This is a genomic window from Pseudomonas sp. PA-1-6B (assembly GCF_021609545.1).
GTDB classification, from domain to species: Bacteria; Pseudomonadota; Gammaproteobacteria; order Pseudomonadales; family Pseudomonadaceae; genus Aquipseudomonas; species Aquipseudomonas fluorescens_BV.
Genome location: NZ_WJZM01000031.1, coordinates 25,557 through 48,764, shown reverse-complemented (window position 1 = coordinate 48,764; position 23,208 = coordinate 25,557). Strand labels below are relative to the sequence as shown.

Genomic DNA, 23,208 nt, shown 5'->3' with positions numbered 1-23,208 from the left:
ACATTGACCGAGTCGGCTTTCAGAAAATAATAAGAAACCGGAGAACAACCATGTCCCTTAGCGTGTTCGACCTGTTCAAGATTGGCATCGGCCCCTCCAGCTCCCACACCGTCGGCCCGATGCGTGCCGCCGCTCGATTCGTCGAGGGGCTCAAGCGTGACAACCTGCTGGCGGCCACCACCGGCATCAAGGTGGAACTCTACGGATCGCTGGGTGCCACCGGCAAAGGCCACGGCAGCGACAAGGCTGTGTTGCTGGGCCTGGAAGGCGAACACCCGGACACCGTGAATACCGAAACCGTGGCTGCACGCCTGGCACAGATGCGCAGTGACGGGCGCCTCAACCTGCTCGGCGAACACAGCATTGCGTTCAACGAGAAAGAACACCTGGCGATGATCCGCAAGCCCCTTGCCTATCATCCCAACGGCATGATCTTTCGTGCCTTTGACGCCGCCGGCATCCAGACCCGCAGCCGCGAGTACTACTCGGTCGGTGGCGGTTTCGTGGTGGATGAAGACGCGGCGGGCGCCGACCGTATCGTCGAAGACGCTACACCCCTGACCTTCCCGTTCAAACACGCCAAGGACTTGCTCGGCCACTGCACCACCTATGGCCTGTCTATCAGCCAGGTGATGCTGACCAATGAAAGTGCCTGGCGCCCGGAAGCGGAAACCCGCAGCGGTTTGTTGAAGATCTGGCAGGTCATGCAGGATTGCGTCGATGCCGGCTGTCGCAACGAAGGCATCTTGCCCGGAGGCTTGAAGGTCAAGCGCCGGGCAGCGGCCTTGCACAGGCAGTTGTGCAAGAACCCGGAGTCGGCGCTGCGCGACCCGCTGTCGGTGCTCGATTGGGTCAACCTGTATGCGCTGGCGGTCAACGAAGAAAACGCCAATGGCGGGCGCGTGGTCACCGCGCCCACCAACGGCGCGGCCGGGATCATTCCTGCCGTGCTGCATTACTACATGCGTTTTATCCCCGGTGCGAACGAAGACGGCGTGGTGCGCTTTTTGCTCACAGCCGCCGCCATCGGCATTTTGTACAAGGAAAACGCTTCGATCTCAGGCGCCGAAGTCGGTTGCCAGGGCGAAGTCGGCGTGGCCTGTTCCATGGCCGCAGGCGCACTCTGCGAAGTGCTGGGCGGCAGCGTGTCCCAAGTGGAAAACGCCGCCGAGATCGGCATGGAACACAACCTCGGCCTGACCTGCGACCCAATTGGCGGGCTGGTGCAGGTGCCCTGCATCGAGCGCAATGCCATGGGCTCGGTGAAGGCGATCAATGCGGTGCGCATGGCCCTGCGTGGCGACGGGCAGCACTTTGTGTCCCTCGACAAGGTCATCCGCACCATGCGCCAGACGGGCGCCGACATGAAAAGCAAATACAAGGAAACCGCCCGTGGCGGTTTGGCGGTCAACATTATCGAGTGCTGACGCCCACAAGCGCGTCGGCACGTTTTTCAGGAGCTGAATATGTCCACCGAAACCCTGTTGCAAACCCCATTGCATGCCCTGCACCTGGAACTGGGCGCACGCATGGTGCCCTTCGCCGGCTACGACATGCCGGTGCAGTATCCATTGGGCGTGATGAAGGAACACCTGCATACCCGTGAACAGGCCGGGTTGTTCGACGTCTCCCACATGGGCCAGATTCGTCTCACTGGCGCGAATGCCGCCAAGGCTCTGGAAACCCTGGTGCCTGTCGATATCATCGACCTGCCAGTAGGCATGCAGCGCTATGCGATGTTCACCAATGAGCAAGGCGGCATCCTCGACGACCTGATGGTCGCCAACCTGGGCAACGACGAATTGTTCCTGGTGGTCAACGCCGCCTGCAAGGACCAGGACCTGGCGCACCTGCGCACACATATCGGCGACCAATGCACCATCGAACCGCTGTTCGAAGAACGCGCCCTGCTGGCCCTGCAAGGCCCGGCGGCAGTGAAAGTATTGGCGCGCCTGGCCCCTGAAGTCACCCAGATGACCTTCATGCAATTTGCCACCCTGCGTTTGCTGGGCGTGGACTGCTACGTCAGCCGCTCCGGCTACACCGGTGAAGATGGCTTTGAAATCTCCGTACCGGCGGCCAATGCCGAGAGCCTGGCCCGCAGCCTGCTGGCCGAAACCGAAGTGCAGGCCATCGGCCTCGGTGCCCGCGATTCGCTACGCCTGGAAGCCGGCCTGTGCCTGTACGGCCACGACATGAACACCGACACCACACCAATCGAAGCCAGCCTGCTGTGGGCGATTTCCAAGGCTCGGCGTGCCGATGGCGCACGGGCCGGCGGCTTCCCTGGCGCCGACCGCATCTTCACTCAGCAGCAAACCGGTGTGGCGCGCAAACGCGTAGGCCTGCTGCCGCAGGAGCGTACCCCGGTGCGTGAAGGCGCTGAAATTGTCGATGCACAAGGTACGGTTATCGGCAGCGTCTGCAGCGGGGGCTTTGGTCCAACCTTGGGTGGCCCGCTGGCGATGGGTTACCTGGACAGCGCATTTGTCGCACTGAATACCGAAGTTTGCGCAATGGTACGTGGGAAAAAGGTGCCACTGCGTGTAAGTAAAATGCCATTTGTTCCGCAACGTTACTACCGTGGCTGATTGACTGTTTCTATAAGTAACGCGGTTGCGTTAATGTGCACTAAACTGTAACGCAACCGCCATAAAACAGTGCATTCACGATAGGCTTTTTATAGCTGACGCTTTATAACAAGTGAATAACTCTATCGAATAAGCGGGTATCAGGACATTCAACAAAGTGTCATGAGCCCCAGTAAAATCAGGGCCTGCACAAGGGCTTGTTTTTTTCATATTAGTTGGCGTAGAGTTTGCCCACTGTGTTTGCATGGGTCGCTTGGAACCTGGACCTGGGCAGTAGCTCAAGTAGTTTGCTACAACCCGTTCGACGTCTCTTACTTTCCTGCAACCCAGCCCAGTACTCTTTCGCGTGAAAGGGGCTGTCATTAATTTTTAGCGTCAAAGGAAAGAAGAAAATGGCTGAGCGTCAGAGCGGTACCGTCAAGTGGTTCAACGACGAAAAAGGCTTTGGTTTTATCACTCCTGAAAGCGGTCCGGATCTGTTCGTGCATTTCCGCGCAATTCAGGGCAATGGTTTCAAGAGCCTGAAGGAAGGCCAGAAAGTGACTTTCGTTGCCGTGCAAGGCCAGAAAGGCATGCAGGCTGACGAAGTCCTAGCAGAAGCCTGATCCATACCTGCGACAAAAAGCCCCTGATATGACATCAGGGGCTTTTTTATGGGCGCCATTGCGTAAACTGCGTGCTTTCTCCAGAGAGCCCTGCCATGTCCAAACCCCTGTTGAGCCCCCAGGGCGAATTCCCCGCCGTTGGCCTGGGCCGCCGCCTGGCAGCGATGTTCTACGATTTCCTGTTGTGCACTGCCCTGCTGATCGTCACCGCGTTTATCTACAAGCTGGTGTGGATCGCCTTCGTGGGCGAAGCGAAGATGCGCACGCTCACCGAATCCGGCGCGCTGGACGGTGACCCGTTGCTGTCCACGATCCTGCTGTTCGTGCTGTTCGGGTTCTTCGCCAAGTTCTGGACCCATTCGGGGCAAACCCTGGGCATGCAGGTGTGGGGCGTGCGCGTGCAAAACGCCGACGGGTCGCGGATCAGCCTGTGGCAGGCACTGCTGCGTTTTGTGGTGTCGATTGCGTCATGGCTGTGCGTGGGGTTGGGATTTATCTGGTCGTTGTTCGATAAACACAAACGCAGCTGGCATGACATCTATTCGGATACGCAGTTGGTGCGGATCCCGAAGCAAAATAAGTAACTCGAGTGTGGGAGCTGGCTTGCCTGCTCCCACATTTTGATTTGTGTTCAGGCGTTGCCGGCCAGTTTCAACCGTGCTGCCTGGGTAAAGTCGAGCATACGCTTGAGCGGTCGTACCGCCTGCGGAATCACCGCCGGCTCCACGAAGATCTCATTACTGCCCTCACGCAAACACTGCAACGTACGCTCCAGTGTGTTCATTGCCATCCACGGGCAGTGCGCGCAACTGCGGCAGGCTGCACCGTTACCGGCGGTAGGCGCTTCGACAAAGACTTTGTCCGGGCACAACTGCTGCATCTTGTAGAAGATGCCGCGGTCGGTAGCGACGATAAAGGTCTTGTTCGGCAAGCGTTGCGCCGCAGCGATCAGTTGGCTGGTGGAACCCACCGCGTCCGCCAATTCGATCACCGAAGTCGGTGACTCCGGGTGCACCAGGATTGCCGCATCCGGGTACAGCGCCTTCATGTCTTCGAGCTGCTTGGACTTGAATTCTTCGTGGACGATGCAGGCACCGTCCCACAGCAGCATATCGGCACCGGTCTGGCGCTGGATGTAGGTGCCCAGGTGTTTGTCCGGCCCCCAGATAATGGTCTCGCCGTTATCCATCAGGCTTTCGACGATTTCCAGCGCGCAGCTGGAAGTCACCACCCAATCCGCCCGAGCTTTGACCGCCGCCGAGGTGTTGGCATAGACCACCACGGTGCGCTCGGGGTGCTGATCGCAGAACGCGGAAAACTCATCCACCGGGCAACCCAGGTCCAGGGAGCACGTGGCTTCCAGGGTAGGCATCAGGATGCGTTTTTCAGGCGTAAGGATCTTGGCGGTCTCGCCCATGAAGCGCACGCCAGCCACCAGTACGGTTTTGGCCGGGTGAGCGGCGCCGAAGCGCGCCATCTCCAGGGAATCGGAAACACAGCCACCAGTTTCTTCGGCCAGGGCCTGAATCACCGGGTCGCAATAAAAGTGGGCAACCAGCACCGCGTCCTGAGCCTTGAGCTCGGCGGCGATGGCGGTTCGCAGGCTCGCCTCTTCGGCAGCGCTGAGGACCTTGGGCTGCTTGGCGTCGAGGTGAGCTTGAACCAGTAGGCGTTCGGAAATGTGCGTCATGTTCGCAAGACCTGCAGGCGCAGTAGCGCGAAAGTCGAGTGTACCACCGGCTCAGGAGCCCTTCGGGCGCCGCCGGACGAAGTGTTTTTGTTCATCAAGCACGGGTACAGCTTAAAGCTGCGCAAGGCTACAGAATATCCAATGGATTCAAAAGCCTAATCTGGCAACCGGGCAAGGTGTTCAGTTCCTCGCCGCGGCACGCCGATTAGGTGAAGCCCAAACAACAATCAAAACCGCGCCGCCCCCTCCCGCCTCCTGAAAAATCAGGATTTTTTGGGCTGAGATGCCCATTCGCGCACTGAATTTGTGCATTTGAGCACTGCATCACACGATTTTTCTTACAGAATATGCAATAAATCCTACGGCGATGTAACAAACCGTTCAGCACTCACTCAAGTGGGGCAAGTCTGCGCTGAGTTCAAGGTTTAGCTCGTGCGGTGTGGATCGTGTGTATTTCTACGTTAAGGATGTCGAGTGCCAAATCAGCTCTCAACCGGACACTTGAGTTGTACCCGGAACCTGGGCATCGCCCTGCTCTGCCTGTGGGCGCTGCCCGTGGCTGGCGCCGAGGCGCCGCAGCCAGGCCAGGAAGCCCTGCGCTTGCAGCAGCAACAGCAACGCGACCTGCAGCAATTACAATTGGAGCAACGCCAACGCCAGATGCAACGTGGCAGTTTCGGTACGCCAGCGGCCACACCGGCCTTGCCAACAGACATCGCCAAGGACGAACGCTGCTGGCCCTTGAGCGGTACGCGCCTGGCCGGGGTCACGCTGTTCAGCCGTGCCGAGTTGGATAAACACATCGAGCCCTACGTGGCGCCTTGCATGGGCGTCACCCAGATCAACCGCCTGCTGGCCGAGATTACGCGGCTGTATGTCGAGGCCGGTTATATCGCCAGCCGCCCCTACCTGATCAGCGCGCCCGCCGCCGGGCAACCGCTGGATATTCACGTCGAAGAAGGCTACCTGGAGGCTATCGAACTGGCCGACCAGAGCCTGCCGGTGTCATTGGGCGGGGCATTCCCCGGGATGCTCGGCAAACCACTGAACCTGCGAGACCTGGAGCAGGGCCTGGACCAGCTCAACCGCCTGCGCTCGGTGGACCTCACCGCCGACGTCGCCCCAGGCAGCACAGCGGGCGCGTCGCGCATCATTCTGCGCTCGCGCAGCAGTGCCTCGCGCTGGGCCCTGGGCCTGGGGGTGGATAACCTCGGCAGCGCCGGCACCGGGCGTGATCGCAATGCGATCAACTTGAGCCTGGACAGCCCGCTGCAAATCAACGACTCGCTCAACCTGAGCTTCAGCGACACGCTCAACCATGGGCCGCGCTACAGCCGCAGCCACAGCCTGTTCTACTCGATCCCCTACGGTTACTGGACCTACAGCCTGTTCGCCAGCCATGCCGAATACCGCTCGCCGTTCAAACTCAGCCGCACCACGTTTTACAACAGTGGCCGCACCGATCAGGTCAGCCTGCGTAGCGACCGTGTGTTGTGGCGCGACCAGGGCCACCAACTCAGCGCCAACCTGCAACTGGCCTACAAAGACGTCGACAGCTACCTACAGAAGGTACACCTGGACATCCAGAGCCCGACGCTGACCGTAGCCGAAGCGGGCCTGAACCTGTTCTGGCTCAACAGCGCGGTGTGGAACCTGGACGTCAATTACGCCCAGGGCCTGACCTGGTTCGGCGCCGATCGCGATGCCGACCAGGTGCAGAAAAACCGGCCCAAGGCGCAGTTTCAAAAGTACCGCGCCAACCTCACCCAATGGCGCAACGGCCAATGGGCAGCGCAGCCATGGCAGTGGCAGAGCCAGTTGTCGGTGCAGTACAGCCCGGATGCATTGCCCGCCATCGAACAGCTGCTGATCACCGACGACTCGGCCGTGCGCGGCTACCGCGAAAACAGTAGTTCCGGTGCCATTGGCGCGGTATGGCGCAATACCTTGCGCCTGCCGCTCAACACGGACTTGCCGGTGAAGCTCACCCCGCGCCTGGGCCTGGACAACGGCTGGGTCAAGCACGAACACGGCGCCCAGAGCCAACGCCTGAGCGGCGCCAGCGCGGGGCTCAACCTGAGCTGGAAGAACGTACAGCTCGACATCGACTACCAACGCAACCTCAACACCCCCACAGGTTTTCGCCAGGAGCCGGAGGTCTGGCTGACGCGCCTTAGCTTGCAAATATGAGTGTGCACCGATGAGCCAATACCTGTTTTTAGCCTGAGTCACCGCCGTACCTGACCACCCCAGCAGCGTTGCAACGAACAACGCGCGTCGTGGATCAGCCAACACAGAGCGAGATTATTTATGCCGACTACTTCACCTAGCTTCCACCTTTCACCTCAGGGCAAACTGCGCTGGGCCATCGCCAGCCTGTTCCTGCTGCCGCAGCTCGCGCTCGCCGCAGGCTTGACCGTCGTTGAAGGACCTGGCGGCACGCCGCAACTGCAAAACCAGGGCGGCGTACCCATCGTCAACATCGTCGCGCCGAACGCCGGTGGCCTGTCCCATAACCAGTTCCTGGATTACAACGTCGACCGCCAGGGCCTGGTGTTGAACAACGCCTTGCAGGCCGGCCAGTCCCAACTTGCCGGGCAGCTGGCGGCCAACCCGCAGTTCCAGGGCCAGGCGGCGAGCGTGATCCTCAACGAAGTGATCAGCCGCAACGCCTCGACCCTCAACGGCGCCCAGGAGATTTTTGGCCAGGCGGCCGATTACGTGCTGGCCAACCCTAACGGCATTTCGGTAAATGGCGGCAGCTTCATCAACACGCCCAATGCCAACCTGGTGGTGGGCCGCCCTGAACTCAACGACGGCAAACTGCAAGCCTTGAGCACCCGCGATGCCAACGGCCAACTGACGATCCAGGGCCAAGGCCTGCAAAACCGTGAAGGCTCCATCAACCTGATCGCGCCACGCATCGACAGCGACGGGCGCCTCAGTGCTCGCGATCAATTGAACCTCACCGTCGGCCGCAACCAGGTCGACTTCGCCAGTGGCCAAGTGCGCCAGGTGGACCCGGCCAGCAAGACCCAGGACCAACGCATCGACGCGCGCCTGTTCGGCGCAATGCAGGCCGGGCGCATCAATATCATCAGCACCGCCGAAGGCGCCGGTGTACGCGTGGGCGGCGTAGAGGTGCAAGGCACTGACGGGGTGAAGATCAGTTCGGCCGGCGACCTTGATATCAGCGGCCAGGTGCGCGCCGACAGCCTCGACGCCACTCGCGCTGGCGTGCACAGCCGCCAGGGCGATGTCGACTTGCACAGCGCCAAGGACCTGAACCTGGCCGCCACCGACGTGAGCGGGCGCAACGTCAAACTCGACGCCAGCCGCAACCTGACCCTCAGCAGCCTGGAAAGCCGCAAGCTCCAGGAAAAGCGTGAACAGTGGGACAACAGCAACTTCCTGTTCACCTACGAAACCTACGACCGCATCACCACCGACAAAGACTCGCGCCAGCACGGCAACAAGGTTGTGGCGCAACAGGATGCGGCGCTGTCTTCCGGCGCCAACACCGAGATCAAAGCCAGCCATGTGGAAGCGGGCAACACTCTGCGCATCGACAGCGGTGCCGACCTGCACGTTAACGCCGCCACCGAAACCCATGAAACCCGCGACCAGGGCAACCATCGCAAGCACCTGTGGAAAGCCAACTGGGATAAATCCAGCAGCGAACAACGCAGCATCACCAGCAGCCTCAAGGCCGGAAAGACACTGGAACTGACCAGCCAACAGAAGCTGCAATTGCAAGGCGCCGAGCTGAAAACCCCCGGCGATATTCAACTGGCCGCCCGGCACGTGGAAATCGCCAGCGCCAGCCGTACCCAAAGCAGCCGCGACAATGCCTACTCCGGCGACCTCACCGGTGGCAGCTTCTTCGGCAAGCAAGGTGACGGTAACCAGGGCAAGACGTCGAACACCGGTAGCAAGGTCAACGCCGACGGCAAGCTGATCGTCAAGGCCGACGACGTGCGCATCAGCGGCAGCCAGGCCCGTGGCGGCAAAGAGGCGAGCGTCATCAGCGACAAAGGCTCGCTGGTGATCGACGGCGTCCAGGACACCTCCCACGACAACCGCTACAGCAATGACAGCAAGTTCTTCGGTATCTCCAAGGACGAAAGCCGCAAGAACCTCAAGGACAGCACTGTGGTTGCCAGCAACCTGCGCTCGGATAGCAACCTCAAGCTGCAAAGTGCCAAGGACATCACCGTCAGTGGCTCCCAGGTGTCCGCCGCGGGTGAACTGCAAGCGGATGCCAAGGGCGATATCAAGGTCGTTGCCGCCGAGAACACCACTCACGACACCACCCGCACCCATACCCGTGGCTTCGATAGCTACGCCAAGGAAACCGAGGGTGTCAGCCGCCAGTACCGTGCGGGGTTGAGCTATGAAGACCAGCAGCAAACCCGCCAGACCGACACCACGCAACAACAGGCTTCCAGCCTTAAAGGCGCCAGTGTGGCGGTTAACGCCGCAGGCGATGTCAGCATCACCGGATCCAACCTCCAGGCCACCGAAGGCGATGCCAGCCTGAGCGGCAAAAACGTCGAGCTGTTGGCCGCTCACGACAAGCGCACCGAAGCCGTCGACAAAACCGCCACCGGCGGCAGTTTCTACTACACCGGCGGCATTGATCGGGCAGGCAGTGGCGCTCAGTTCAGCCACCAAAGCAGCCAAGACACCGCTGAAAAAACCACCGCGCAAACCAGCACCGTGGCCGCGGCCGGCAAGCTGACCATCAACGCTGGCAACACCTTCACCAGCGAGGGAGCACAGGCCAAGGCCGGCGCCGGGCTGCAGGTCAACGCTGGCCAGATCGACAACCAGGCTGCCCATTCCACCGAGACCAGCACCCACAAGGAAAACGGCTGGACCGCCGATGTCGGCGCCAATGTGGAATACAAAGGCATTACCCGCCCGATCGAAAAAGCCGTCGAGGGCGTGGCCCAGGCCAAGTTCCATCAACCCGGTTTGCTGGACGCGTTCGAGCAACCCAATGTCGGCCTGGACGTGGAAGTCGGGCATACGAACAAAACCGGCACAACACAGGACAGCACCGCCGTGGTCAGCCAGTTCAGCGGCGCCACGGTGCAGATCAATGCGGCCGGCACCTTGCAGGACGAGGGCACCCAGTACCGCGCCACCGAGGGCGGGCTGAACATCAAGGCGGGCGAGCACGTTGCCACCGCAGCGGCCAACACCCACAGCAGCAGCGAGCAAGGCGTGGACGCCAAGGCTGGCGTACGGGTCTATACCACCACCGGTGAAGACCTGAACGTGCGCGGGAGTGGCCTGGGCGGCAGCAGCGATGTGCGCGAATCCACCAGCACGGCGGTGGTCGGCAGCTATATGGCCAGCCAAGGCGTGAGCATCGAGGCCAAGGGCGATGCCCGTTATGAAGGCAGCCAGTTCGACGGCGGCCAGGCCGGGGTCAACCTCAAGACCGGCGGTGAGCTGGCGCTCAACCAGGCCACCAACACCCAGAGCAAAAACAGCAGCACGCTGCGCGGCAACGGCTCACTGACGGTGGGCACCGCACCCGGCGCCAATGGCAGCAACGTCAACCTCGGTGCCGGCGTGCAGTTGGATAACAAACGCTTGGACACCCAGGACAGCCAGGCCCAGGTCGCGACCATCCAGGGCAGCGGCCCCGTGCAGCTCAGCAGCGGCGCTGACATGACCCTGCAAGGCACGCAGATCGGCAGTACGGGCGCGAAGGCTGGCGATATCAGCCTCAATGCCGGCGGCAAGCTAAACCTGCAAGCCGCCACCGATAGCCACGTCAGCAACGGCAGCAACCTGGGCGGCGGCCTGACCCTCGGTGCCGGCAAGACCAGCAGCGCCGAAAGCAGCAGCAAGACCGGCAGCCTCAGCGCCAACTTCAACATTGGCAAAGTAGCGGAAAACGACCAGAGCGCCGTCGTCGGGCAGTTGCACAGCACGGGCAAGGTCAGCCTCGCCAGCGGCGCTGAGGCAACCGATGCCATCCACTTGCAGGGCACTCAGGTCAGCGCAGCCAGCGTTAGCCTCGATGCGCAAAACGGCGGCATCCTGCAAGAGTCTGCGCAATCGAGCCAGGCCCGTGGCAACTGGGGCGTCACCCTGGGCGCAGGGGGCAGCGTCGGCAAAACCACCTTGGCCGACGCCGGTGAACATGAGACACCCAAGACCCAGCGCGGCATCAATGCGCGGGTCAAGGTCGATGTGGATCACTTGCAAGGCACCACCCAGCACAACAGCGTGATCACGGCGGGCGACGTCACCCTCAACAGTGCCGGCGATACCCATCTGGCCGGAGCGCGTATCGATGCCGACAAGGTGCATGGCACGGTGGGCGGCGACCTCGTCGTCGAAAGCCGCAAGGACCAGGTCAACAGCACCCAGGTGAATGTCGACGCCAGGCTGGATGTCGAGAAAAACCAGCCGGGGGTGGTGGATAAGCTGGCCAAAGCCAGCGGCCCATTGAAGGACAAGGTACAAGCCAAGGCTGAAGGCGCGTTCGACAAGCATCGCGACAAGCTGGAGAACGTCGTCGATAAAGGCACCGGGCAGCTGGCTTCGGCCAAGGACAGCGTGGTCAACAGCGTGGTCAATGCCAAGGAGCGGCTGGGCGAAAAACTCACCCGCAGTGGCAGCTACGACGTGAACCCGCAACCCCGTGGCGCCTTCGGTACTCGCGTGGACAAGGCCAAGGCTTACCTGGCAGACAAGACCGATGCCCTGGGCACGCGCTTGTCTGGCTTCAAGGATAAGGTCTGGCCAAAAACCAGCGACAGCTACACCGTCAGTGGCAAAGACACCACCGGCAGCAAGGTGGCCAATACCGCCGAAAGCGTGTTGTTCGGCGACAAGAGCGGCAACACCAGCTACACCCCGACTCTGTATCTGGATGTCAGCCATGTGGCCAAGGACAGCGTCACCCAGGCGTCAGGCATTCGCGCGAGCCACGGTGTCAACGTGCAGGTGAAGGGGGATACGCAGCTCACGGGCGCGCGGATCAGTGCAACCAATGGCAAGGTTGAGCTGGGTGGCTCCAAGGTGACTGCAACCACACTGGCCGGCAGCGACTACCGCGCCGATGTCGGGCTGAACGTTTCGAAGTCGCCGGTCAACCTGGTCCTGGGTGCCAAGGACGAACTGACCCAGAAACACGACGAAGCCACGCGCAAGGACCAAGCCTTCAACCTGGGCCTGCTGCGAGCGGGTGGGCACAGTAAAAGCCAGGCCTTGCAGGCGGGGATTGATCAGGCCATCAACTAACGCTTAAAACAGCAGAATGCTTCTGTGGCGAGGGAGCTTGCTCCCGCTGGACTGCGCAGCAGTCCTATTCTCAGGGTCGCTTCGCGCCCCAACGGGAGCAAGCTCCCTCGCCACGGAATCAGCCTCCGCCTGCTCTTTCTATGTCAGTTGAAGAGCGCCTGTACGTTCTTCATCGCGTCATCGGCAAAGCCTTGCAGGAAAGCTTCAAACGCCGGTACGTCTTCCTTGCCGCCCGTGTAGGGCTGGCCAATGATGGTCCAGGTCGCCAGGCTCTGGTTCGGGCCTTGTGGCACCACCTCCATCAGCGCCCACAGGTTACCGATGTTCAGCGAGGTGTAGATCAGCGACCAGGTCATGGTCATGGCTTGATCGTCATGGCTGTTGAGTTGCTCAATCACCACATTGCCGTCCTTGAACAGCTTCTTGCGTACCGAACGCACGCCCTCGCCCGTCATCTCGATATGGGACAAGGCCGGAATAAACTTCGCGAAACCGGCGAAATCTCCGACGACATTCCACACACTGCGAGCATCGCCATTCACGCTGACGCTGGCGACGACAGGGTTGCCGACTGGATTACGGACCAGGGTATCGGGTTCAAAATGTTGCATGGGTAAGCTCCTTTTTTGTTCAGATGAAATCGATTTGCTTGAGGTAGTCACAGCCTTTTTGCAGCAACTCACTGTTCTTGGCTGGGTAGTCTTCGCCCATGCTCTGGATGCCTGAGAGTGCATTGCGGTACTCGATCATCGAGATATCGCCAATATCTTCTTCAAACCCATTGAGGTAAAAACCGACCACGCCGAACAACGCGTTATCACTGTCGATGGCCGACAGGCGTTGCTGCCATTGTGTCACCGGGACCATCTGGAAATCGTGACCGGCCGCGCGGAACGCCTCCAGATAGTGAGCCCATGTCAAAGGCAGCGGGTTGTGCAAGTTGAACACCGCTTTGGTGCGGTTATGACGGCTGGCGTGAAACGCAATGAAGCGTGCGAGGAAGTCCACCGGCATCAGGTCGAAGTTGAGCGCCAGTTCGGGCACTTGCTTAAGCTGCAAGGAGCCTTTGAGCATCAGCATCAAACGGTTCTGATGAGGCTGGCACACGCCGGTTCGCGTATTGAACGCGATGTTTCCAGGGCGATAGAGATTGACCCACACCCCCGACTCACTGGCGTTCCACAAGATGCGCTCAGCCACCCATTTGGAGAGGTTGTAACCATTGCGGATGTAGATGGGCGGCGTGAAGGCAGGCGGTTCTTCCAATACCCGGCCCTGCTCGTCCACCGTGCTGGAGGCCGACAGGGTGGAAATGAAGTTGAAAATTTTCTTGCTGCGCCCTTCACACAATTGCAGGCATTCCAGCACCGGCGTGACGTTGTCCTTGACCAGCGACTCGTAGTCGAGCACGTGGTTGACGTTGGCCGCGTTGTAGATCAACACGCCGTATTCACGATCCAGCCATTCATAGTCCTGCTCGGACAACCCCAGGCGCGGCTTACTGATATCCGCCGCCAGGACCTTGACCCGGCTCAGGTCCAGATGTTCGAGGCGGTTCTGGATCAGCGCATCCTCGAAGCGCTGTTGCGCGCTCATGCCGCCGGACTCGCGCACCAGGCACGCCACTTCGGTGCTGCCCAGTTCCAGCAGGGCCTCGACGATATGCACACCCAGGAACCCGTTGGAGCCGGTCACGATGACTTTATGTATGTTGCCCAATCGACTGATGGGCAGTACCTCCAGCTCAGGCCGGATCATGGCGTCTTGCAGCGCCTGCGGACTGACCGTAGCAGTGGCCTCGACGTCCTGGTCAATCAGGTTGGCGAGGTTGACCAAGGTGGGTTGCTCAATAAAGCGGTTGATCGAGACTCCTTTGCCGAACGCCTCGCGAATCCCCATGAGCATCTGCGACAACAGGATCGAATGGCCACCCAGATTGAAGAAACTGTCATCTACGGAAATGTCCGGCCCTGGCAAGTCGAGCAGCCTGGACCACAGCTCCAGCAACTGCGCCTGGGTGGCGTTCTGGGGCGCCAGGCGCGGCCCTTGCGTCTTGTAGTTGACCGGCAGGTCTCTCAGGGCCTTGCGGTCGACCTTGCCATTGGCCGTGGCCGGCAACCGGTCCAGCAGGCAATAGGCGCTGGGGCGCATGTAGTCGGGCAAATGCTTGAGCGCATAGGCCTGCAACTGCTCGCTGGCCGCCTGGCCCTCGCCCTCTTGAGGCTGAGAGAAAAACGCCAGGATGCGGCGCTGGTGATCGATGACCACCGCCAGTTGCCGGAACAACTGGCTCGATTGCAGCAGATGTTCGATCTCTTCCGGCTCCACCCGAAAACCGCGGATCTTCACCTGGTTATCCAGGCGCCCGATGATCTGGATGCCCTCCTCGGTCCAACGCGCCAGGTCACCGGTACGGTAGAGGCGCACCCACTGGCCATCGGGCAACTCGTGCAGCCGATAGCGTTCGGCCGTCATTTGCAAGGCGCCCAGGTAACCGGCGCCCACCCCTGGCCCGGCGATGTGGATTTCACCGCTGTCATTTTCGCCTACCGGTTGGCCGTGCTCATCCAGCAGGTAAATCGCGGTATTGGCAATCGGTACGCCCAGGTTGCGATTGTTGTCCCCCCGTTGGAAGGTACGGCAGGTGGCGAGCACCGTGGTCTCGGTGGGGCCATAGATGTTGTGCAGTGCACAATGGCCAACCAGTTGTTCGATCACGTGGGGTTCGCACACATCGCCGCCCGTCACCAAGTGCTGCATGCCGTACAGCGATTCAAGCTGGATGATGCTGAGCAAAGCCGGCGGCAAAAAGGCGTGGGTGACCTGCTCCTGTTGGATCAATTCAGCAAGCGCCACCGGGTCGCGGCGCTGGTCTTCGGTGGGCACGATCAACTCGCCACCCTGGATCAGCGTCGGGAAGATATCCAGCAGCGATGCATCGAAATTGATGGTCGAGAACTGCAGGGCACGGCTATGGCGGTCCAGTTCCACATAACGGGCATACCACGCACAGAAGTGGCTCAAGTTGTCGACTGTGAGCAACACGCCTTTGGGTTGGCCGGTGGTACCGGACGTGTAGATCGCCACGCAGGGTGCCGAACCGTCCAGCGCTACGCGCAACAGGCTCTGATCCGGGGCCAGGGCGACACGGCTGTAGCCCTTGGCGCCGTGGTGGAAGAAGTCCAGATGGCCAATATCCAGGGTAGCCAGGCCCGGTAGCGGGTTGTCTGCCTCGGTGTCCTGGATCAGCAGGCTGGCACCGGCATGCTTGAGGATGGCCGCACGGCGCTCGACAGGATGGTTCGGGTCCAACGGCAGGTACACCGCACCGCAACCAATCACCGCCAGGATCGCTGCATAGAGCGCAGTGCCTTTGGGCAACGAGATGCCGACCACCGTCAACCCTGGGGTCGGGGTTTCAAGCAAGGGTTGCAAGCGTTCCTGGATCGCAACGCTATAAGCGTGCAGTTGCGCATAGGACATACCCCGCCCTTGCACTTTCAGGGCGTTGCGCTCGGCGTTGGCCAACAGGCTATCGGCCAAGCGCTGCACAAAGGGGCGCCTGGCCTCCTCCAGAATGCCGATATTAGCGCTCGCATTGTGGCGATGGCGCCAGGCCAGGCCATCCAGCAGGGTCAGGCTCGACAAGCGGTCAATCGCCTGCACCGGCTCACGGGGCGCCTCAAGATAGTCAGCACTGCGTGAGAAACGCCCGATGTGCACACTGGCCATCTCTACCACTTGCGCGATCGCTTCACGTGCCCGGTCGGCACCGTTGCCGGCGAGGCAGGCGCTGACTTCACGACGCCCCAGCAGCATCCAGTCGCCATCGCCAGGACGCCACAGGCAGTCCACCCGCAGTGGCGCGAGAACATCACTGTCATCGTCAGCCTGCGCCCGCAAAGACAGGCGATGACACGACGGATAGTGCGGGAGTTGCGCCGTGCTGGCGTCGTCTATCAGCACGTCCGGCGCCGACAACTGGCAAAGCTCAACGGCGTTATCGCTGGTCAACAAGCAGGCGGTGTGCCCCATCTGTTCCAACTCTTGCGTAAGGCAGGCGAGCGCATGGCTGCGCCCGCACAAAACGATATCAAGATGTCTCATCGAAGTTGTCCTCTAGCGCAGATAATCGGCGAGCGCTTCCTGCATGCAGGGAGCGTCGAGCAGGCCGCTGTGTTTGAAGAATCGGACGATGTTGCCTACCAGCGGGTGAGACGGCGTGATCGGAAAACTCATGCCTTCGACCTCTTCACGCAACGCCGCCTTGACGCTGGGGCTCACCGGCAGTTGCTCGATCAGCGCGAAATCAAACCCCTGCTGGATCTCGTTGGTCAGGTACTCACCCAGGAACACCGGCATGATCGAGGCCAGCACACGCTTGTCCTCTTCGCTCGCGGTATTCCAGTAAATGCGCGTCAACTTGGCCCAAAAGCCCGAATGTCGACCCTCATCCGCCAAGTGGTCGGCCATCAACCCCTTGACCGATGCCTTGACCGAGTCGTCGCGGGCGAACGCGGCAACATCGTTGGTCAGGGTGTTTTCCGCAATGGCCACGCAGATCAGCTCGACAGCAGCCTTGAGGTGCGCGGGCGCCATGGCCAATGCCTTGGGGATTGAACGGCTGAGCTCGATTTCCGCTGGCAAGGTGATGGGTTCGATGCCCGTCAACTCGATGGTCTGTTGCATGTAGTCCATCGCCACTAGCGCGTGATAGTCCTCATCGACGACCACGGTCATCGCGTCGTAACGGCACGCAAACGGAAAGCGGATAGCGAAGTTATCTTTCGCAATGCTCCTGGCGGTCTTGTCGACAATTTCGGTTTCGAAAATCACCACATCATTAATGAACTTATACAAGCTCTGAACGAGAACAAAATGCTGTAAGTGACTACACTCCTGCATAAAGGTAGCGCTCATGACCAATGGTTGACGACTGGCCGGAAATATTAACTTTTCGTCATCTTCCAAGCGTCGTCTCGGGCGCGTCCGAATGGTCGCCCTTTCCTCCCACGACTCGGAAAACGATTGATATGCTTCAGCTCTCATGACTACTTCCTTTATTCATGATACTCAGTAGTAGTGCACTTCAAACAACAGGCATCCGTCTTTCGAATTAAACGGCCCGTGCTCCGTGTGTGCGGCCCTGAAGAAGTAACTACCGTCGCGGTAAGTTTTCTCCGGGCGCCCCTCACTGGCCTGCTCTGTCTGGTCGCCTTCAATCAAATACACTTCTTCGTGATAATCATGGGTATAGATTTCACGGGTGCCGCCCCCAGGGTGAAAACGTACCAGACGTGTACGCACTCCGGTTTTCGTAACAGGGTCCAATGTGTCTTTGAAGACGGTCAGCGTGATACCGCGTTCAGAGGTCACCTCAAACCATTGGGCCTGGTCGGCCTCGATCACTTCGAAGTTCATGCCACGCACTCACTGACCGTTTCGCCCATGGCCACGCGCAGGTTGTCCCACAACGCCAGGCGGCTTTGTACCGCCGCGATAGCCGATACGTAGACCTCTTCCTGACGCTGCGCATCGCCATTGACCAGGCGCGCCAACAGGCTTTCTGCCGCCGGGCCGTGGTCTTCCGAGTCGACTTCGATGTGGCGCTGCAGGTAATAGCGAAAGGTTGGCGCGTCGTCTGCGGTGATATCCCAATCGTCCAGAATGCGCTGGAACATCTGCGGGATGACACTTTCACGGCCATGCAAAAACGCAGCAGCCACACTGTGGGTGGAAGCGTTGATGGCGGTTTCGATGGTGTCAGTGACGAAAGCCGACGCTGCCAGGCCTGCACCGCAACGGCTCAAGGCCGTTTTCAGATCGACGCCTTCGCGCATCAATTTGACAAAGTGTTCGATCTTGTCGGTGCTGGCGCCGACTTCGCGCATGGCATGCAGGTAGAGTTCGAAGTGGCTGTAGTGACCGCCTTGCAAGTTCTGGTCGGACTCTTCGCCCAGGATGATTTCGTTGATCAGGTGCGCGGCCGCCGGGTCCACGGGGGGCAGCCAAGGCAGGCGAGTACAGGTGAGGTCCTGTTGCAGGCGCTTGGCCAGGGACATGAAATCCCACACCGCAAACACATGGGTTTCCATAAAGGCGCGCAGGACCGGCAGCGAATTGATTTCAGCAAAGATCCGATGATTGCCCAGCTCTACTTTCTTGGCGTTCAACAGCGTCTTTTTATCTTCCATGTTGCGCTCCTTATCAGGCTTTAGTTAACGCTGACCACTCGAGAGATACCCGCTTACCTTTTTTTAAGGCATAAGCAGGCCTGCCTCGCCGTTCTTGGCCAGTGCTAGAGTCTTATTCAATTAAGTTGTACGGTTATGCTTCCGTGACCCGAAGGTCAGCCGTCGAAGCAAGACGAAACTTAGAGGAAGTTCATGATGATCAGCAAGTGTTTTTTGGAAAATTAATACAATTTATTTCCAAGTTATAAAACCTACAACAACAGAAGCCCGACCGAAGTTAATAAGATCAACTTCGCCAGGCAATAGTTGGCTAACACCCCTCAAGGGAGTGCAAACAAACTGTACGGAATTGCTAAGTTAGCAATTAACTAGTCTATGAACGCGGCCATTCGCCTTTTTACCATTCAAGTTCCCTCTAGCGCTGATAAGCGCCCGCGTATTACCTGCGGGCAGTAACGAGTTCAGTTCTTTGCTGATTGGCGCAATGCCAGGGCCGCCACACCGCACAAGATCAAAGCAATACAGGACACATAGAACGCATCGCTGTAGGCCATCAGGTACGCCTCACGACGCACGGTGTGGATCAAGCCCTCAAGGACCTGCTGTTGAGCGGGTAATAGCTGGTTGAAGATAAAAGCCTCGCTGTCGGCCATGCTGGCGCGCAGGCGCTCCTGAAAGGACGGGGAAAACAGGGTGATCGACTCCCCTACCCGCTCAGAGTGAAAGCGCTCGCGCATGGCCACGATCTGCGTCAGGCCCGCAGTGCCCACGGCACCACCCAGGTTGCGCAGCATGGAGAACAAGGCCGAGGCCGAGCCGGCTTCATCTTTGGCCAGGCCAGACACCGCCAGCACGGAAAGCGCCACCATGATCAGCGGCTGCCCGATGCCCCGTACCACGGTGGACGGAATAATCACGTTGGCGGCGCTGTCCACGTCCAGGTGCGCGCCGAGATAGCACCCCAGGGCCATGATGAAAAAGCCACTGGCGACCATCAGTTTCGGGTTGAGCCACTTCATCAGGCGCGGCATGAACGGCGCCAGTACCAGTTGCACCATGCCGTAGGCGATCAGGCTGATGCCAATCTCCCGGGCGTTGTAGCCCTGCAACTGAGACAGGTAATTAGGCACCAGGAACACCAGGCCGAAGGTGGCCGCGCCAAAGATGAACATCGCTGCGCTGGCCACGCCGAAGTTGTAGCTCTTGAGCAGGCGCAGGTTGATGAAGGAGCGACTGCCATACAACTGCGACAGCACGAAGTACACCAAGGCAACGCCGGCAATCAATGACATCCATACAATGAAATCGGAGCCGAACCAGTCCTTGCGGCCACCTTCTTCGAGCACGATCTGCAAGCCACCCAGGCCGACGATCATGGCGATGATCCCGCCCCAGTCGCCGCGCTTGAGCAGGCTTAGCTGCATGGGCTTGGCATCGATCGACCATGCTACCGCCAGCAGCAAGAGAATGCCGGGGGCCAGTTGCAGGTAGAAGATCCAGCGCCAGGAATAGGCATCGGTCAGCCAGCCGCCAATGGACGGCCCGGCGGCCTGGGCGACGCTGTTAGACAACGCGAACAGGGCCATGCCCATCGCGATCTTGCTGGGCGGCAGTTCAGTGATGATCAGCTGGAATGACAAGGGAATCAGCACTGCGCCGGCAGCGCCCTGGATTACCCGAATGATGATCATCACTTCCAGGTTGGGCGCCCAGGAGCAGGCAATGGACGCCACCAAAAATACAAACGAGCCCACGAGCATCACACGTCGCAGAGAGAACACCTGCACCAACCAGGCGGTCAGCGGGATCATCACGATTTCCGCGACCAGGTAGGCGGTGGAAATCCACGAGCCTTCTTCGAACGTCGCCCCCAGGGAGCCTTCGATCTCCGGCAGCGCGGCGCTGGTCACGTGCACGTTCATGCCGGCCATGAAACAGCCGAACAGCCCCCCGATCACCGCCACCCAGGCGCGAAAGGAGACGCTCTTTTCAGCCGCTTCAGTCATGTGCAGCGCCCTGCTCAGCCGGGCGGGTGTCCACCGTGGTGATCACCGACATGCCCGGCAGGATGGGCCCGCCTTCGTCATGCTCATCAATGACGATCTTGACTGGAAAGCGTTGCACGATCTTGGTGAAGTTGCCGGTGGCGTTGTCCGACGGCAACAGTGCGAACACCGCCCCGGAGCCTGGCGAGAAGCTCACCACATGGCCTTTGAGCTTGCGCCCCGAATAACTGTCGACGCTGATATCCACCGGTTGGCCGGCACGCATATCGCGCAATTGGGTTTCTTTGTAGTTGGCCACGACGTAAGCCTGCTGCAAAGGCACCACCGCCAGCAGTGGCAACCCTGGCGCGACGTATTGGCGGGTACGGACTTTGCGCTGCCCCACCACGCCGTCGATGGGTGAGCGGATCAAGGTGTCCTCCAACGCATGCGTCGCCAGGTTCAACTGCGCCTCGGCCTGGCTGCGCCGGGCTATCTGCTGCTGGAGCGAAGCCTGGGCCAGTTGACGGCGGGTGACGGCCACGGTCAAGCGGGTTTCCTGCTGGCGTTGCATCGCCTTGGCAATTTCCACCGCAGCATTGGCCTGGGTGTAACTGGCGGCGGCCGTTTCCAGACGCTGCGCGCTGGCAGCATGTTCGCGCACCAAGCCTTCGTAGCGACGCTGGTCGAGGCTTGCGCGGCGTAACTCAGCGGCCACACTGCGAGCATGGGCCTCAGCCTGGGCAACCCCGGCCTTTTGCTGGGCGATCAGGCTGTCAGTGACTGTCAAGTTGGCCTCTTGCGCTGCCACCGAGGCCTGGGTCTCGGCCAGTTCTGCGCGGGCTTGTGCCAAGCGGGCCTGGTAGTCACGGTCCTCGATGCGTACCAGCACGTCCCCCGCCTTGACCGGCTGATCGTCCTCTACCATCACCTGGGCCACGTAGCCTGAGACTTTCGGGCTGATGGGGATCCAGTCGGCCCGCACATACGCATCATCGGTCTGCTCCAGATAGCGGCCGACGGTCATCCAGTACACGCCGAACACCACCGCCGCGATCAACAACCCGGCGCCGCCCAGCAGGATCAGGTTTCTTTTGCGCCGTTGCTTACGCGCATGCATAAGTTGCTCGAGCACATTCTCCTGCTCGTCCTGGACAACAGTTTTTTCATCAACGGCGATATTCATGGCTGGGTACCGGAAGAAGGGATAGACGCGTGGGTGGGCGCAGCGGCCGGGGTATCGACGGCGCCGGACTGCCAACCGCCGCCAAGGGCACGGAATAGGCCGATCTGGCGTTGCAGTAACTGGCCATCGGCGTCGGCGCGCGTGGCCTGCAAGCGGATCAGTTCACGCTCACTGTCCAGCACGTCGAGAAAGTCGATAGAACCGGCGTCGTAGTTGAATTGGGCCAACTTGTAGGCTTGGCGGCTGCTGTCCAGCGCCCGGCTCAAGGCCGCGTGGCGCTGCCGTTCGCCGTCGTACAACGCCAGGGCCTGGCGCACCTCCTTGAGGGCCTTGAGGACGCTGGCCTCGAACTGCGCGACCTCCACCTGCTCGAGTGCCCGTGCCTGCTTGACCCGCGCGCGGTTGGCCTGCCAATTAGGGAACTGCCAGGTAATCAGTGGGCCGATGCCGAACATCACCGCACTGCTGTCCCCCAGCTCATGAGGTTTGTTGGCCGAGGAGGACACTGAAGCGCCGAAGGTCACCTTGGGGTACAGGTCGGCCTGGACGATATCCACTTGCAGCGTGGCCGCCTGCAACGCGCGCTCGGCCTGACGTATGTCGGGGCGGCGCGCCAATAGTTGCCAGCCATCACCCACCGGCAACTCGGCATTGAGTTGGGGCACCACTTCACAGGTTGCGGCGCCAGAGCCTTGGTCCAGTTCAGCGACGCCGGTCAGCATGGCCAATTCGTAGAGCGCGGCTTGTCGACGCGCCTCCAACATCGGCAGCAACGCCTGGGTTTCGCCTTGCAGGGCTTGCATGCGGCTGTATTCAAGGTCTGTCACCACACCGGCCTGGCGCTGGCGATCGGTCAACGCCAGGCTATGCCCGACCACGTCCAACGAATGGCGCTGTACCTTGGCACGCGCCCCCAGGGCGCAGGCATTCACATAGGCGCGAGTGGTTTGCGCCACGACCGTGATGCGCAGCAAGTCCTCGGCATCCTGCGCCGCTGCGGTTTGCACTTGGGCACGTTCAATGGTGCGCTGAACCTGGCCCCACACATCCACTTGATAAGCCAGCTCGAAGCCTGGGTTGAATGCCCACTCTGACGGCGCATGGCTATCGGTGGCCTTGGCCAGCGTCTGGTCATCGGCGGTCTTGCCATAAGCGGCCCCCAGCGACGCCTGGGTGGACGGCCAGCGCTCGGCATCGGCCTGCTGGATCCCGGCCAGCATCGCTTGCACATGGGCCTGGGCCGCCGCCAGGTCGCGGTTGTGCAGCAACGCCTGTTGCACCAGCGCATCGAGTTGCGGATCGTTATACAACTGCCACCAGCGCTCAGGTAACGCTTGGTCCGAGACACCTTGGGGCAGGTGGCTCAGGGCATTGATGCGTTCCGGATGTGGCTGTGCCGGTGTATGGGCGACCCAGGACGAACAACCCGCCAACAACGCCACCGCCATGCCAAGCAGCGAAAGACGGCAATGCCGTGGGAAAAGAGAAGGCGAACCCATCGAAGAAATCCAGAATGCCAAGTAGAGACGCAGGGTAAGAGAGCAACGGGTTGCGCATCTCCCGCGTTCCAGACAACCATCGTTTCGATTGGGACAATGTGCCGGCGCGCCCTCTGCGCCGCAGGCTCCATACACCAGGCACAGGTAAACATGGCCCTGCCTGAAGGCGGGGCCATGTTCAAAAGGAGGTGG

At 60.5% G+C, this 23,208-nt stretch carries 15 protein-coding genes; 6 read left to right on the top strand and 9 right to left on the bottom strand.

Annotated elements, in window-relative coordinates; genetic code table 11:
- Nucleotides 1-50 precede the first annotated feature (50 nt).
- The 4 genes from GIV35_RS16115 to GIV35_RS16100 all read left to right on the top strand — a co-directional run bounded on the left by GIV35_RS16115 (nucleotide 51) and on the right by GIV35_RS16100 (nucleotide 3,780).
- A complete protein-coding gene (locus tag GIV35_RS16115) occupies nucleotides 51-1,427 on the top strand; it encodes an L-serine ammonia-lyase (protein WP_073522961.1) in 1,377 nt (458 codons plus the stop codon).
- Nucleotides 1,428-1,466: 39 nt separating this feature from the next.
- Nucleotides 1,467-2,591, top strand: coding sequence for a glycine cleavage system aminomethyltransferase GcvT (gene gcvT / locus GIV35_RS16110; protein ID WP_202692349.1), 1,125 nt, complete (start codon nucleotides 1,467-1,469; stop codon nucleotides 2,589-2,591).
- Nucleotides 2,592-2,983: 392 nt separating this feature from the next.
- Complete coding sequence (locus GIV35_RS16105; protein ID WP_105228165.1) at nucleotides 2,984-3,196, top strand: cold-shock protein; 213 nt, start codon at nucleotides 2,984-2,986, stop codon at nucleotides 3,194-3,196.
- 95 nt (nucleotides 3,197-3,291) lie between these two features.
- Complete coding sequence (locus GIV35_RS16100; protein ID WP_105228167.1) at nucleotides 3,292-3,780, top strand: RDD family protein; 489 nt, start codon at nucleotides 3,292-3,294, stop codon at nucleotides 3,778-3,780.
- Nucleotides 3,781-3,827: 47 nt separating this feature from the next.
- Here GIV35_RS16100 and nadA read toward each other — a convergent pair whose 3' ends face one another.
- Nucleotides 3,828-4,886 (bottom strand): quinolinate synthase NadA, encoded by a 1,059-nt coding sequence (nadA, locus tag GIV35_RS16095; protein ID WP_003193840.1) that lies wholly within the window; start codon nucleotides 4,884-4,886, stop codon nucleotides 3,828-3,830.
- A 474-nt stretch (nucleotides 4,887-5,360) separates the two neighbouring features.
- On the opposite strand from nadA, the gene GIV35_RS16090 reads away from it, so the two are divergent.
- Both GIV35_RS16090 and GIV35_RS16085 read left to right on the top strand, forming a co-directional pair.
- Nucleotides 5,361-7,076 carry a ShlB/FhaC/HecB family hemolysin secretion/activation protein gene (locus tag GIV35_RS16090; RefSeq protein ID WP_419789550.1) on the top strand — a complete coding sequence of 572 codons (1,716 nt, stop codon included), beginning with the start codon at nucleotides 5,361-5,363 and terminating at the stop codon, nucleotides 7,074-7,076.
- Between the two features lie 120 nt (nucleotides 7,077-7,196).
- The gene (locus GIV35_RS16085; protein ID WP_236264286.1) at nucleotides 7,197-12,152 is read left to right on the top strand and encodes a hemagglutinin repeat-containing protein; all 4,956 of its coding nucleotides are present in this window, start codon (nucleotides 7,197-7,199) and stop codon (nucleotides 12,150-12,152) included.
- Nucleotides 12,153-12,295: 143 nt separating this feature from the next.
- On the opposite strand, the gene GIV35_RS16080 is transcribed toward GIV35_RS16085, so the two are convergent.
- The 8 genes from GIV35_RS16080 to GIV35_RS16045 form a co-directional block, all read right to left on the bottom strand.
- A complete protein-coding gene (locus GIV35_RS16080) occupies nucleotides 12,296-12,763 on the bottom strand; it encodes an SRPBCC family protein (RefSeq protein ID WP_034128559.1) in 468 nt (155 codons plus the stop codon).
- A gap of 19 nt (nucleotides 12,764-12,782) precedes the next feature.
- Nucleotides 12,783-16,259, bottom strand: coding sequence for an amino acid adenylation domain-containing protein (locus GIV35_RS16075; protein ID WP_236264287.1), 3,477 nt, complete (start codon nucleotides 16,257-16,259; stop codon nucleotides 12,783-12,785).
- Nucleotides 16,260-16,271: 12 nt separating this feature from the next.
- Entirely contained in the window at nucleotides 16,272-17,201 is a 930-nt protein-coding gene (locus GIV35_RS16070; protein ID WP_105228178.1) for a diiron oxygenase, read from the bottom strand.
- A 24-nt stretch (nucleotides 17,202-17,225) separates the two neighbouring features.
- Entirely contained in the window at nucleotides 17,226-17,573 is a 348-nt protein-coding gene (locus tag GIV35_RS16065; RefSeq protein ID WP_034128561.1) for a DUF4437 domain-containing protein, read from the bottom strand.
- Nucleotides 17,570-18,346 carry a DUF3050 domain-containing protein gene (locus GIV35_RS16060; protein WP_054898387.1) on the bottom strand — a complete coding sequence of 259 codons (777 nt, stop codon included), beginning with the start codon at nucleotides 18,344-18,346 and terminating at the stop codon, nucleotides 17,570-17,572. Before GIV35_RS16060 ends, GIV35_RS16065 begins: the two co-directional genes overlap by 4 nt.
- Nucleotides 18,347-18,807: 461 nt before the next feature.
- Complete coding sequence (locus tag GIV35_RS16055; RefSeq protein WP_034128563.1) at nucleotides 18,808-20,352, bottom strand: MDR family MFS transporter; 1,545 nt, start codon at nucleotides 20,350-20,352, stop codon at nucleotides 18,808-18,810.
- Complete coding sequence (locus GIV35_RS16050) at nucleotides 20,345-21,517, bottom strand: HlyD family secretion protein (protein ID WP_236264288.1); 1,173 nt, start codon at nucleotides 21,515-21,517, stop codon at nucleotides 20,345-20,347. Before GIV35_RS16050 ends, GIV35_RS16055 begins: the two co-directional genes overlap by 8 nt.
- Complete coding sequence (locus tag GIV35_RS16045; protein ID WP_198715645.1) at nucleotides 21,514-23,016, bottom strand: efflux transporter outer membrane subunit; 1,503 nt, start codon at nucleotides 23,014-23,016, stop codon at nucleotides 21,514-21,516. The genes GIV35_RS16050 and GIV35_RS16045 overlap by 4 nt, the downstream gene beginning before the upstream one ends.
- Between the last annotated feature and the right edge of the window lie 192 nt (nucleotides 23,017-23,208).

What these genes read in the sequence shown, in the direction of transcription:
- GIV35_RS16065 (WP_034128561.1), bottom strand. Translation starts at nt 17,573, where the DNA reads ATGAACTTCGAAGTGATCGAGGCCGACCAGGCCCAATGGTTTGAGGTG.
- GIV35_RS16105 (WP_105228165.1), top strand. Translation starts at nt 2,984, where the DNA reads ATGGCTGAGCGTCAGAGCGGTACCGTCAAGTGGTTCAACGACGAAAAA.
- gcvT (WP_202692349.1), top strand. Translation starts at nt 1,467, where the DNA reads ATGTCCACCGAAACCCTGTTGCAAACCCCATTGCATGCCCTGCACCTG.
- GIV35_RS16070 (WP_105228178.1), bottom strand. Translation starts at nt 17,201, where the DNA reads ATGAGAGCTGAAGCATATCAATCGTTTTCCGAGTCGTGGGAGGAAAGG.
- GIV35_RS16085 (WP_236264286.1), top strand. Translation starts at nt 7,197, where the DNA reads ATGCCGACTACTTCACCTAGCTTCCACCTTTCACCTCAGGGCAAACTG.
- GIV35_RS16080 (WP_034128559.1), bottom strand. Translation starts at nt 12,763, where the DNA reads ATGCAACATTTTGAACCCGATACCCTGGTCCGTAATCCAGTCGGCAAC.
- GIV35_RS16055 (WP_034128563.1), bottom strand. Translation starts at nt 20,352, where the DNA reads ATGACTGAAGCGGCTGAAAAGAGCGTCTCCTTTCGCGCCTGGGTGGCG.
- GIV35_RS16075 (WP_236264287.1), bottom strand. Translation starts at nt 16,259, where the DNA reads ATGAGACATCTTGATATCGTTTTGTGCGGGCGCAGCCATGCGCTCGCC.
- GIV35_RS16115 (WP_073522961.1), top strand. Translation starts at nt 51, where the DNA reads ATGTCCCTTAGCGTGTTCGACCTGTTCAAGATTGGCATCGGCCCCTCC.
- GIV35_RS16100 (WP_105228167.1), top strand. Translation starts at nt 3,292, where the DNA reads ATGTCCAAACCCCTGTTGAGCCCCCAGGGCGAATTCCCCGCCGTTGGC.
- GIV35_RS16050 (WP_236264288.1), bottom strand. Translation starts at nt 21,517, where the DNA reads ATGAATATCGCCGTTGATGAAAAAACTGTTGTCCAGGACGAGCAGGAG.
- GIV35_RS16045 (WP_198715645.1), bottom strand. Translation starts at nt 23,016, where the DNA reads ATGGGTTCGCCTTCTCTTTTCCCACGGCATTGCCGTCTTTCGCTGCTT.
- GIV35_RS16060 (WP_054898387.1), bottom strand. Translation starts at nt 18,346, where the DNA reads ATGGAAGATAAAAAGACGCTGTTGAACGCCAAGAAAGTAGAGCTGGGC.
- nadA (WP_003193840.1), bottom strand. Translation starts at nt 4,886, where the DNA reads ATGACGCACATTTCCGAACGCCTACTGGTTCAAGCTCACCTCGACGCC.